An 11722-nucleotide genomic window follows, 5' to 3' on the forward strand; every position below is an offset into this window, starting at 1 on the left:
AGTCGGAGAATTGGATGGAGTACAATCCTCAGTTGTAAATTTGATGAAGCAGACGCTGACAATCAATGTTGCTCCAGCTGCCGCAAATACAATAGCCAGTCAGATTGAAACGATTGTCCACAGCCATGAGCCGAGTGTGGAGGTTCAGGAAGAAACAATTATCCCCGTTACAAAGAGTTATTTGTTAAAGTGCTTGGACTGTCCGAACTGCTCCGCAAAAATTGAAAAAGAAGTCGGAGAATTGGATGGAGTACAATCCTCAGTTGTAAATTTGATGAAGCAGACGCTGACAATCAATGTTGCTCCAGTTGCCGCAAATACAATAGCCAGTCAGATTGAAACGATTGTCCACAGCCATGAGCCAGATGTAGAAGTTTCCGAAATTGCACAGGAATACTATATACCTGCAAAAAAACAGGATACCAATACATCCTATAACAATGAGGACAAGAAGTTGACGATTCGTTTAGCGATTGGCGCAGCAATCTATGGTATTGGTATGGCATTGACAGTTTTTGCGAAAGTACCACTGCCTGTCGAGTTAGTTTTTCTCATTGTCTCCTATATTATTCTTGGCGGGGATGTTGTATGGCAAGCTGTGAGGAATATTTCAAAGGGACGTGTGTTTGATGAACATTTCCTGATGAGCGTTTCTACGATTGGTGCTTTTGTCATTGGTGAATATCCGGAAGCAGTTGCTGTTATGCTGTTCTATCAAGTTGGTGAATTTTTCCAGTCATTGGCTGTTGAGCGTTCCAAAAAATCTATATCAGATTTAATGGATATACGTCCGGATTGTGCTACAGTCAGAAGGAACGGAGAATTGATTACCATATCTCCTGAAAGTGTTGCCATTGGTGAGATTATTATTGTAAAGCCTGGTGAAAAAATCCCATTAGACGGTGTGGTATTGGATGGAGATTCTATGCTGGATACGAGGGCTTTAACTGGAGAATCGGTTCCGAGAAGCGTTCATAAAGGAGACGAAGCACTTTCCGGTTGTATGAATCAGACGGGTGTTTTAACGATTAAGACAACGAAAGCATTTGGTGAATCTACTGCTTCAAAGATTATTGATCTTGTGGAGAATGCGTCCAGTAGAAAAGCACCAACAGAAAATTTCATTACTACATTTGCACGTTATTACACTCCTGTTGTTGTAATCTTAGCAGCTATTCTGGCAATTCTGCCACCGATCCTTCTTGGTGGAGGTTGGACAGAGTGGATTCGCAGAGGATTTGTTTTCCTTGTGGTATCTTGCCCATGTGCATTGGTCATTTCAATCCCGCTGACTTTCTTCGGAGGTATTGGTGCGGCATCTAAACGAGGTGTTCTTGTAAAAGGAAGTAATTATTTAGAGGCGCTTAATAATGTCAGCATTATTGTGTTCGATAAAACTGGAACACTTACAAAGGGTGTTTTCAATGTGACTGATATTCTGCCTGCAAATGGATTTTCAAAAGAACAGGTTCTGGAGTATGCGGTCCAGGCAGAGAGCTTTTCTAACCATCCTATTGCAAAATCCATTCTCTCTGCTTATGGAAAAGAAATTGACCAATCAGTTATCTCTGATTACAAGGAAATTTCCGGATATGGAATCAGTGCCATGGCAGGAAAGAAGAAAGTTTATGCTGGCAATACGAAACTTATGGATTCAGAGCATGTGGAGTACACAGCCTGTGAAAAAGTTGGTACAAAGGTTTATGTAGCAGTAGATGGTCAATATGCCGGATGCATTTTGATAACAGATGAAGTAAAGCCGGACAGCAAAAAAGTAATTTCTGATTTGAAACATATCGGTGTGGAAAAAACAGTCATGCTTACTGGTGATGATGAAAAAATCGGAAAGGCTGTTGCGGAAGAATTGCAGTTGGATGAATATTATGCACAACTGTTTCCTGATCAAAAAGTGGAAAAGGTTGAGCTTTTGGACAGTAAAAAGAGACAGGGAAGCAAATTAGCTTTTGTTGGTGATGGTATCAATGACGCTCCTGTCCTTGCTCGTGCGGATGTTGGTATCGCAATGGGTGGTCTTGGTTCAGATGCGGCCATTGAAGCTGCGGATGTGGTTCTGATGACAGATGAACCATCTAAGCTGGTGGATGCGATTGATGTGGCAAAAGCGACAAAGCAAATTGTCATGCAGAATATAGTGATTGCCCTTGGAATTAAGAGTGTGTTCCTGATTCTTGGCGCTCTTGGTATTGCGGGAATGTGGGAAGCTGTATTTGGTGATGTAGGCGTTACCATAATTGCTGTTTTGAACGCAATGAGAATTTTGAAAAAATAGGAAATGAGGTGGGAATGTGAAACGAAAACTGATTCTGTTAGTTGTTACGATTGTTTTTCTTGTAGGTTTTGGTGTCATATTACATTCACCGCCTTCTATGATTGATGCAGTCACAGGAGCAACACCGAAGTCAAAAAAGGCGGCTCAAGCCTCCGCACAGTTGGAAGGCTCTTATGTTCTCGGTATTAATATGATGTCAGATGGTCTCGACAACGAGAACACCCGGAATAAATTAAAAGAATTGGCACTGGACGATTCGGAAACAAATGAAACAGATCTCATGAAAACGGACATTAGTTTTCGGTTATATGTATCTGAGACGGATTATCCGCTTGTCAGTTATGCTAAGAAACTCTGTGACAGGTTGAAACAGGCCGGTTTTTTCGTAGATCTGAAAGAGTACAGTAACACAATGATGCTATCAAGAGTGGTAAGTGGAAAGTATGATGTATTCCTGGCATCGGATGATTTTATTGACGTTACAACGCTAACACAGATGGACTATATGATCATGGACAGCGAAGAAATGAGGTGAGCGGGAATTTATGAGAAAATGGAATACGATTTTGTCTGTTTTAATGCTTCTCATTTTTATGATTCATGGAATCATGGGAAGCTTTATGCTGAACGGAGTTGGAAGTAGTGCAGGGAAACTTCTTGCATGGATTGGTGTTGGTATTCTTGTTGTGCATACGGTGATTGGTGTCATCCTGACAGTTCAGAGTTTACAGACAGCGAAGCAATCCGGAAAAATGTATCTGAAACAGAACGCCATATTCTGGGCGAGACGAGCCAGTGGGCTGGCAATAATGATTCTGCTGTTATTCCATATTGGCTTGTTTGGAAAGGTGCAGAATGGGACATATATTTTGTTCCCTTTTACAACGGTAAAGATGGTAACTCAGCTTTTGTTCGTAGCGGCAATCTTTGTCCATATTTTTATCAATATCCGCCCATTGCTCGTATCACTGGGAATCATCAGTTATAAAGAACGAAGGAGTGATATTTATTTGATCCTTTCGGTGCTTCTTCTTTTTATAGCGGGAGCGGTTATTTTATATTATATTGGGTGGCAATATCTATGAGTAAGACAATTGTTATTATAGGTGCTGGACTGGCAGGACTTTCAGCGGCTTTGCAGGCAGCGGAAAATGGATGCAATGTAAAACTGGTTTCCTCCCTTCCGTCAGAGCGGGCACAGTCTGTTATGGCGGAGGGCGGTATCAACGCAGCTTTGAATACAAAAGATGAAAACGACAGTCCCGAAGAACATTTTACAGATACAATAAAGGCAGCATGTGGTCTGGCAGATCCAAATGCAGTTTGGGGAATGACACAGGCAGCACCGGAGCTGGTGCACTGGCTGCTAAAACTTGGAGTTAAATTTAACATGAGTGGCTATGATGATGTGGATCTGCGGAATTTTGGCGGGCAGAAAAAGAAACGGACTGCTTTTGCACAGAGCGATACCGGGAAGCAGATCATGACAGCTATGATAGATGCTGTTCGCAGGAAAGAAGCATCTGGTATGGTAGAACGGTTCAGCCATCATTCTTTCCTAACACTTCGTCTGTGTGGCAATATTTGTTGTGGCTGCGTAATCAGGGATGAATACAGTTAGGAGACTGTGGAATTACCGGGGAATGCGGTTATTGTTGCCACCGGTGGTATGCACGGATTGTTTGGAAATACAACGGGTTCGCTGAGCAATACAGGAGAAGTCACCGCAGAATTGTTCCGGCTTGGTGTTCCTCTGGCAAATGGCGAGATGATCCAGTACCATCCGACAACTGTGAAATGTGGTGGAAAACGCATGCTCATCAGCGAGGCGGCCAGAGGGGAAGGTGGCAGGTTGTTTGCCATGAAAGATGGAAAACAATGGTATTTCATGGAGGAAAAATACCCGGAGCTTGGAAATCTGATGCCACGAGATATTACCGCCAGAGAGATATGGAAGGTCAGCCATGAATCAGAGGTATTTCTTGACATGACGGAAATATCGGAGGAGATTATTTCAAATAAGCTATCTGGTCTGGCAGACGATTGTATGACCTATCTGCATAAAGATATACGAAAGGAACCGGTGTCTGTTTTACCGGGAATTCACTATTTTATGGGAGGCATTCTGGTGGATGAGCAGCACAGAACGCCGATTCAGAATCTTTGCGCTGCCGGAGAATGCTGTGCCCAATATCATGGTGCCAACCGTCTTGGTGGAAATTCTCTGTTAGGAGCGTTATACGGAGGACGTGTTGCGGCAAAATCAGCATGCGAACAGGCAGATGTAGTAGATCTATCTTGTGCGACACAGATAGATTTTCCACCAGCGTCTCAAATTTCAGAAATAAAGCAATTAAACAAAGTGATGCAGGAGACTATGGGCGTTGTCAGAAATGAGAATACGTTGTTAAATGGGATTCAAACGGTACAAGCGCTGACAGGAAATCTCCCATTGCTTGGCATGGCAGTTCTAAAGAGTGCTCTTGCAAGAAAAGAAAGCCGTGGTGCACACTGGCGGGAGGATTATCCGAAGAGCAATGACGATGATTACCTTAAAACAACGGTAGCCAGATTTGATGGAAAGCAGATACAGATTTCCTTTGTACCTGTTCCAGAAAGGCGGTGATTCACTTGGTATATAAAATAAGAATCAGGCGGCAGGAGAGTCAGAAATCAGACAGTTATTGGCAGGAATTTGAGTATGACGGAAGCAAAAACAGCTCTGTTGCCACTGTTCTAAAGGAATTGAACAGTAGAACCCCTTTGAAAGATAACTCAGGAAATATAGTTACTCCCATCAGCTGGGAATGTAGCTGTATGGTGCGAAAATGTGGGGCTTGCGCCATGCTGATTAACGAACGTCCGAGGTTGGCATGCTCTACATTTCTACATACGTTAAAAGGTTCTACAATCATCTTGGAACCTTTAAGCAAATTTCCGCTTGTAAGAGATTTGATCGTTGACCGGTCAATTCTGTTTGAAAATTTGAAAAAACTGAACCTTTGGCTTGAAAGTGAAGCTTATATGAATCCGTGGACACATGAACCGAGATACCAGTCGGCACGCTGTCTGATGTGTGGCTTCTGCCTTGAAGTGTGTCCTAACTTCTCTGCAAATGGGACTTTCGCAGGCGCTGTTGCTGCAGTCAACGCATTTCGGATTCTGAATGAAGAACAGGAAAGCACTCATTTGAATGAGATTTCTGCTGAATATAAGAAGAAATATTTTGAGGGATGCGGGAAGTCGTTATCTTGTCATGATATTTGTCCGATTGGTCTGCCTGTGGAAGAACTGCTTGTAAGGTCGAATGCAGCGGCTGTTTGGGGCAAATAAAATGGATGATAAAAGCTATAATGAATGTATGAAGAGAATCAAAAACTTGATTCTCTTTTTTAAAAATACATACATTGACAAATATCTATGTATATATTATATTGAACATAGACAATGATCAATGTGAGGTGTCAATATGAATGCAATGGATGTGGCTTTGATATGCAAGGCTTTGGGCGATGCGAACCGGCTGGAAATTGTACAGATGCTGTCGGATGGAGAAAAGTGCGGGGGTAAACTTTTGGAAAGATTTGAAATTACCCAGCCAACTTTATCCCATCATATGAAGATATTAGTAGGATGCGGCCTTGTGAATGATCGTAAGGAAGGAAAATGGCATCACTATTCTTTGAATTGTGAGACATTGATGAATTACAAACACTTTATATAATCCCTTACTTGCCTTGGATGCGGTGACGGGGATTGTTGTAAATAATTTAAGGAGAGCAGATATCATGAAAAAAGAATCAAATTCAGGAATTAGTTTTTTCCAGCGTTACCTGACTGTAACCTGCCAAACATCAATCTGGGGCAGTTGCAGATAATTCTCGCAGCAGCGGGCTTACTTTCTGTATTAGCAACGGTTAGCTGTATGTTGTTCCTGTCTGCAAAATGTAAAGACACATTGACAGTTTTGCTGATCTCTATCGTAGTTCTTCTCATGTCGCTTTTTGCTTATGTGGCGATGGGAGCAACATGGCTCTCTACCATACTTCCATCTGCCGGAATTGGTATGCAGAACAATTTCCTTTCTCAGCTTGCAAATTTCAATTATCTGAATATCGGTGGAATGAGTTTCTGGACACCGCATGTTATTTTGATTTCGGCAGGAATTGAATTATTTGTGTTTACATTCTTGGCGATTCATTCCTATTGCAGACATCAGGTAGCATAAAAGAAGTTCAAAATAGAATGAATTGATTATCTGCCGCATGACGGCAAAAGAAAAACCAGACAATTTAGAACGGCGACTTTGATTTTCAGAGCCGCCGTTTCTTTGCGTTTATACAAACCTATGATGAATTTTCCGGAAATATTGTAGCTAATAGTTATTTAAACTGTTGTATTTGTTTAAAAATTAAAAAATATCTAATGAGTCTTCCGCATCTACCCACATCTGCAAATTTCCATCAAGATATAATCTTGCATATTCAAGAGGATCATCAATGGCGAGTGCGTTTAATGCACAGTCTGATCCTGATGTGGTTTTTAAGTCCTTTTCAGCTTCCCAACAGTCAATGCGGAGCATATAGCCAACAGAGGTATAAACATCAATACTGTTGCGCTTGGGATTGTATTCTGCAAATATTGTTCTCATCGTATCAAATCTCCTTATCGTTAAATCAATCATTTGTTGCAAAAATCAGAAGCATTTCAATCAGTTCACCATGTCACTTTTATTTTGTGTTATACTGTTTTATAGGATTTTCTTGCCCTTGTATTTGCCCTTATCAGAGTTCGTAAACACTGGTGGGACAATATAACACAAGGGAAACAATAAGGGAAAGCTCACCAGTGATAAATTCAGTGTTTTCAAGGGTTTACGGAGAATTTAATAACAAAATATAACAGTTATTAAATCTCTTAAAACAGGTGAAATCTCAATCGGAATTGCTAAACGCAGATCCTTTCAAGATGGTTCCTCAGAATCACAAGCGAGTATTCCAAACGTATTTCAAAGCGAAGTTATAGATTAAAACTTTGAGTAAGGTGAAAGAACAGCAATATGATGAATGAGTTGTTCGAAGTTCTCCTTGCTCCAAAAACGGGGATGAACGAATCCATGCATAACTCTGTTTCGCCCGTTTTCATCGTTGTTTACTTTTACATATTTGAAATATTTCTTTGTTTCTTCCAGAACCTTGACATATTCCTGATTATTTTGATTTTCTGCTATTGCCAAAGAAATCAACTTCATGCCAACATTGACCTTAACTGGTTGCCCATTACGATCGAATAAAGGAAGTCCATAGTCGGAGGTTGTAATTCTAATCAGTTCTTCCAAATAGGAATACGCAAAGGGCGTAAGTACGGAGAAGGAATCAGGGAATTTCTCGTATATTCTTTGCACTTCTCCCCAATCAGGAGCCCAGTTCCAAAAATGTGCGTAATCTATTATTTGATTGAAATCTTCTTGCAGTGCCATAGAATGACCTCCTTCTTATATTGAAATGTATAATTTTATTGTAGCACGATTGGCTGTGGATTCAATATCACTTATGAGATAGCTGTGTTTTTCATGGATACAGCTTTTTCATGGGCTACAGTAGGATTATACAATACATTTACAAGAAGTATGAATATTGCAAAGGGAAGAGGTATAGATTTTAATTTTGCTGATGGCACGATCTGTGACTGGAAAAATGAAAGGGAATATAGGTTGTTGGGGTATATCTCACACATGAGTGAAAACATAGCGGATGGTTACCTACAATGATTTCATTAAGGATATGACCATCATAAGCAAAAAAGTACAGAGACGTATAACTGTATAATATACTTCTCTGCACTTTTTAGCTTATGAGATATATTTATTTTTCCTTATTTTCTGGTGGAACGTACTCCAACAGATCCTCGATCTTACAATTCAATGCACAGCACAACCTGGCTAAAACAGCGGTATCCAGCCGTGTTACCGTTCCTTTACAAAACTGGTTGAGTTGGGTCCTTTGCATTTCGGCGCGGTGAGCCAATTTGTTCTTACTGATGTTTTGCTTTTCTATCATTTCATCCAATTTGATCCGGATAGTTCCATAATTACGATCTTCCATATACCATTACCCTCAACTACAATATTATTCAGGATTGTAAGTATAGGATAACTAATATATAATTGAATTATAAGTTGTAGAATCTCTACTGTAATTACTTGCACACACTTATTCCAATGGGAGGAAATTTTGATTATGGAAAAAAGTTTATTCAACGAATTGACCTTGGAGCAAAAACAAAAATTACTGACATTGCCGGCAGAATTGAAACATTTCACTCAGACTCAATGGGCTGCAATATACGGGATCGTACCTATGACACAAGAACTTTTTGATAGTATTCAGTTGGAACGTTTGAAAGTAGGAGAGGAACTGGAATCTGCTGCCCTGGATACATTTCTGAAATACCCTGAGTTTGCCCTTAATTACAGCAGTCGGCTCGAAAGTGACTTAATCACTTCAAATACTATCTCTTCTGACGATGCAGAAGAAAATTTTAAGCAATTATATGAAAAAATGCGGCATTCTATATATGCGAAATTTCAATATGATATAGGCGCATAAGCTAAGAGAAATCAGGAATTTAAAAATTCTGACCTTCTTGTAAACATTTTGTCACATACGACATTATCTTATATAAAAAGACAGAGAACCCTCTTATATAATTACGTTTTGCCATATACCTAGATAATAAGAGAGTTCCCCGAATAATATTTTATCTATATTATTACTCATTCAGCTCTTCAAAGAAATCATTAAACTCACATTCAAAGATTTCCTTCATGGCCACCAGTTCGCTTACTTTAATATTCATCCGATTTGTTTCCAGCTTCGCATAGGTACTTTTGGAGATCTGGATCCCCATGAGATTCATTTTGGCAATCACTTGATCCTGTGTAAGCTTTCGGCTATACCGTATTTTCTGTATGTTCCCGCCAATGTTCATATCCGGTCTGAGTTTCTGCATGATATTCCCTACTTTCATCAATAATTCGTTATTAAGAAACTTTTGTATTGATAATAGCCGAGAAACTTCATATAATGTTTCGTAATAGAGAAATATCTGTAAGCATATCAAACACACAAAGGAGAAAACAAATCAATGAAAGAACAAGCAAAAACCCCCGTCTTTCAGGAAGACAACGGTACCTGGGCTCATCTGACCAAATTGGTAAATCCTCTTATCTGCACCATTGAATACGGCCGTCGTACCGGGTTTTCATCCCGGGAAGAAGCAGAAGAGAGCTATCAACGTTCCCTGGTTTCTTACCACGACCAGTTGTCCAAACTGAAAAAGGAGCGGGATATGCCTTTTACCTTTTCGGAATATCTGGATTACTGGCTGAATGATGTGTGTGCTCAGGGTTCTAATGGCAGCCGTACACTGGTTCAAAAGCAATGGATCATAAACCTGATCATCCAGCCTCATCTGCATAAGGATATTCTTTTGGGATGTGTCACTCTTGATTATCTCAATAGGGTTCTGGAATCCTGTCAGGCTTACTGCTGCAATGGAGGCTATTATGCATATAAGCTGCTACACAACGCTTTGAAACACGCCCGTGTAAACAACTGGCTTCCAGATATGGACTTCCAGCAGATCCGGCACTATCCGGAGTCTCCCGGAAATCCGGTTTTCTATTCCCCGGAACAGCTTCGCACATTCCTGACTGCCGCTTCCAATTCCAACCATTACCTGGAGATTCAACTGGCTCTTTTCTGCGGCCTGACACCCGGGGAAATCCTTGGACTGAAGTATTCGGATTTCAACCGTCATGAGCAGACTATCACAATCCAGAGGATCTATACCTCGAACGATTCCGGGAAGAACTGCCAGTTAAAAAAACTGGAAGGGACCAAACAGAACCGAAGCTTAAAAATTCCGTCTTTTTTATTTTCGGAACTTTCTGCCCGGCGGAAAGAAAACAGGAAACTCCTGACAAAATATCCATCAGCTACAGGCTATAAATCTTATCTTTGTCTTGGCCCCACAGCAAAGATAAAGTCTGTTTCTACATTAGGAGCTGCTTTAAAAGTGATCACCACAGAAGCGGGTCTTCCAAGACTGAACATGCGTGATCTGAGATATATGTTCGCCCGTTTTCTTCTCGAACAGGATTTTTCCCTTGAAGCAGTCTCTGGTATCCTTGGCCACACAAAACAGACTACAACACTGGCATTTTGCAACAGGATTCCATGTACGGATCCTGAAGTTGGTGCTGTCGTTGCAGGTTCCCTGGACCCGGTCCTTGGCGCTGGAAAAAAGGAGGGAAAAACCTGTGAAAAAGAATGAACCCTATCTCCAGATGCCGGTAAAGGAAACCTTCCTTTATGGCAGGCTCATTTCCGGGAAATCCCTTGGTGACGTTATATACATAAAAGCCAGACGAAAATACTGTTTCCGTCTTTTACTTGTTTTTGAGTCCGGCGATGTGAAGATGGTACAGCGGACCACCTCTTCCAACAAGCAGCTGGCCCGCCAAGAAAGGGATGAGGCCCTCATGGAAATCGCAAACGGCAGTTTCATCCCTTTTTCTTATACCGTGAAAGAGTTTTATGATTTCTGGTTTTACCATCATATGCTCGGTCAAAAAAGGATCACTTATAATACCTACAACGCTTACCGGAATATCATAGAAAACTATCTGCTTCCTAAACTCGGCCATAAAAAGCTGGATGCGCTGCAGAGAAGAGACCTGGTAAAGGCATTGTCTGGTATTCCCCATCCGGGAGTATTAAGAACTGCGGTGGGTGTCGTCACGGCTTCCCTTTGCTATGCGCGGAAACACAACTATCTTTCCAGAGATATCTATACCGGGATCTCTTCCGAAGTAAAACAGCCATGCCAGAAGAAAAAAGTGGATACCCGGCAGCAGGTTTATACCGTGGAACAAGCTGCCCATCTTTTATATCTGTGTAAACAGCAGGAACCCATGATTTATCTGCCCATGCTCCTTGCCGTCACTGCCGGCCTGCGGATTTCTGAGATCACCGGACTCCGGTACAGCGATATTGATTTCCTTGGCAAGAAACTTTTTGTGGAACGCCAGCTTGGAAAGAACCTGTACATGGAAGTGGCGCAGGAGAACAGGCCGGTACTGTGCAGTGAACTCCCACTGAAAACAAAAAACAGCAAAAGAGCAGTAGTACTGGCTGATTTTGTCCTGGATGAGATCCTCCTGGAACGACAGCGCTACGAAAAACGCAAAGCTTCTGATCCAGAATTCCTGGATCTGGGCTACATCTGCTGTCATGAAAACGGGCAGTGCCATAACCGTAGTTTTTATATCAAGTCTTACAACCGCCTGATGGAACAGAGCGGGATCTCCCGGCTACCCTGGAGAAAATTCCGGAATACCTATGCCACAGTCCTCGCACAGTACCAGGT

The 11722-nt window shown here is 41.4% G+C and carries 14 protein-coding genes and 1 pseudogene; 11 read left to right on the forward strand and 4 right to left on the reverse strand.

Annotation, left to right across the window (positions count from 1 at the left end; genetic code table 11):
- The 7 genes and pseudogenes from AB5170_RS21455 to AB5170_RS21485 all read left to right on the forward strand — a co-directional run.
- On the forward strand, nucleotides 1–2290 hold a 2290-nt coding region (locus AB5170_RS21455), incomplete at its 5' end, for a heavy metal translocating P-type ATPase (RefSeq protein ID WP_368361869.1).
- A 16-nt stretch (nucleotides 2291–2306) separates the two neighbouring features.
- A complete protein-coding gene (locus AB5170_RS21460) occupies nucleotides 2307–2825 on the forward strand; it encodes a hypothetical protein (RefSeq protein ID WP_055062590.1) in 519 nt (172 codons plus the stop codon).
- 10 nt (nucleotides 2826–2835) lie between these two features.
- A complete protein-coding gene (locus tag AB5170_RS21465) occupies nucleotides 2836–3375 on the forward strand; it encodes a pilus assembly protein PilX (protein ID WP_173772818.1) in 540 nt (179 codons plus the stop codon).
- Nucleotides 3372–4916, forward strand: a pseudogene (locus AB5170_RS21470) (FAD-binding protein). Before AB5170_RS21465 ends, AB5170_RS21470 begins: the two are co-directional and overlap by 4 nt.
- Before the next feature lie 5 nt (nucleotides 4917–4921).
- Complete coding sequence (locus AB5170_RS21475; RefSeq protein WP_173772819.1) at nucleotides 4922–5623, forward strand: succinate dehydrogenase/fumarate reductase iron-sulfur subunit; 702 nt, start codon at nucleotides 4922–4924, stop codon at nucleotides 5621–5623.
- A 136-nt stretch (nucleotides 5624–5759) separates the two neighbouring features.
- Entirely contained in the window at nucleotides 5760–6014 is a 255-nt protein-coding gene (locus tag AB5170_RS21480) for a metalloregulator ArsR/SmtB family transcription factor (protein ID WP_173772820.1), read from the forward strand.
- A 144-nt stretch (nucleotides 6015–6158) separates the two neighbouring features.
- Nucleotides 6159–6518, forward strand: coding sequence for a hypothetical protein (locus AB5170_RS21485; protein WP_226815842.1), 360 nt, complete (start codon nucleotides 6159–6161; stop codon nucleotides 6516–6518).
- Between the two features lie 183 nt (nucleotides 6519–6701).
- On the opposite strand, the gene AB5170_RS21490 is transcribed toward AB5170_RS21485, so the two are convergent.
- A complete protein-coding gene (locus tag AB5170_RS21490; protein WP_107001876.1) occupies nucleotides 6702–6941 on the reverse strand; it encodes a DUF6061 family protein in 240 nt (79 codons plus the stop codon).
- Between the two features lie 375 nt (nucleotides 6942–7316).
- Complete coding sequence (locus AB5170_RS21495; protein WP_173772821.1) at nucleotides 7317–7769, reverse strand: hypothetical protein; 453 nt, start codon at nucleotides 7767–7769, stop codon at nucleotides 7317–7319.
- A gap of 93 nt (nucleotides 7770–7862) precedes the next feature.
- On the opposite strand from AB5170_RS21495, the gene AB5170_RS21500 reads away from it, so the two are divergent.
- Nucleotides 7863–8060 carry a hypothetical protein gene (locus tag AB5170_RS21500; RefSeq protein WP_173772822.1) on the forward strand — a complete coding sequence of 66 codons (198 nt, stop codon included), beginning with the start codon at nucleotides 7863–7865 and terminating at the stop codon, nucleotides 8058–8060.
- A 94-nt stretch (nucleotides 8061–8154) separates the two neighbouring features.
- On the opposite strand, the gene AB5170_RS21505 is transcribed toward AB5170_RS21500, so the two are convergent.
- Complete coding sequence (locus AB5170_RS21505; RefSeq protein WP_117854310.1) at nucleotides 8155–8394, reverse strand: helix-turn-helix transcriptional regulator; 240 nt, start codon at nucleotides 8392–8394, stop codon at nucleotides 8155–8157.
- 135 nt (nucleotides 8395–8529) lie between these two features.
- On the opposite strand from AB5170_RS21505, the gene AB5170_RS21510 reads away from it, so the two are divergent.
- Entirely contained in the window at nucleotides 8530–8898 is a 369-nt protein-coding gene (locus AB5170_RS21510; protein WP_173772823.1) for a hypothetical protein, read from the forward strand.
- Between the two features lie 163 nt (nucleotides 8899–9061).
- On the opposite strand, the gene AB5170_RS21515 is transcribed toward AB5170_RS21510, so the two are convergent.
- Nucleotides 9062–9301 carry a helix-turn-helix domain-containing protein gene (locus AB5170_RS21515; protein WP_118584335.1) on the reverse strand — a complete coding sequence of 80 codons (240 nt, stop codon included), beginning with the start codon at nucleotides 9299–9301 and terminating at the stop codon, nucleotides 9062–9064.
- 135 nt (nucleotides 9302–9436) lie between these two features.
- On the opposite strand from AB5170_RS21515, the gene AB5170_RS21520 reads away from it, so the two are divergent.
- Together AB5170_RS21520 and AB5170_RS21525 are read left to right on the forward strand one after the other, a co-directional pair.
- Entirely contained in the window at nucleotides 9437–10627 is a 1191-nt protein-coding gene (locus tag AB5170_RS21520; RefSeq protein ID WP_173772824.1) for a site-specific integrase, read from the forward strand.
- Nucleotides 10614–11722 (forward strand): tyrosine-type recombinase/integrase (locus AB5170_RS21525; protein ID WP_368365156.1); only part of this gene is annotated, 1109 nt, incomplete at its 3' end. The genes AB5170_RS21520 and AB5170_RS21525, both read left to right, overlap by 14 nt.

The organism is Ruminococcus sp. RTP21484sp1_RTP21281st1_A8_RTP21281_210402, from assembly GCF_040914025.1.
GTDB classification, from domain to species: domain Bacteria; phylum Bacillota; class Clostridia; order Lachnospirales; family Lachnospiraceae; genus Blautia_A; species Blautia_A faecis.

Coding starts and splice junctions, on each gene's coding strand:
- AB5170_RS21495 (WP_173772821.1), bottom strand. CDS start 7,769: ATGGCACTGCAAGAAGATTTCAATCAAATAATAGATTACGCACATTTT.
- AB5170_RS21500 (WP_173772822.1), top strand. CDS start 7,863: ATGGATACAGCTTTTTCATGGGCTACAGTAGGATTATACAATACATTT.
- AB5170_RS21490 (WP_107001876.1), bottom strand. CDS start 6,941: ATGAGAACAATATTTGCAGAATACAATCCCAAGCGCAACAGTATTGAT.
- AB5170_RS21465 (WP_173772818.1), top strand. CDS start 2,836: ATGAGAAAATGGAATACGATTTTGTCTGTTTTAATGCTTCTCATTTTT.
- AB5170_RS21510 (WP_173772823.1), top strand. CDS start 8,530: ATGGAAAAAAGTTTATTCAACGAATTGACCTTGGAGCAAAAACAAAAA.
- AB5170_RS21505 (WP_117854310.1), bottom strand. CDS start 8,394: ATGGAAGATCGTAATTATGGAACTATCCGGATCAAATTGGATGAAATG.
- AB5170_RS21480 (WP_173772820.1), top strand. CDS start 5,760: ATGAATGCAATGGATGTGGCTTTGATATGCAAGGCTTTGGGCGATGCG.
- AB5170_RS21520 (WP_173772824.1), top strand. CDS start 9,437: ATGAAAGAACAAGCAAAAACCCCCGTCTTTCAGGAAGACAACGGTACC.
- AB5170_RS21515 (WP_118584335.1), bottom strand. CDS start 9,301: ATGCAGAAACTCAGACCGGATATGAACATTGGCGGGAACATACAGAAA.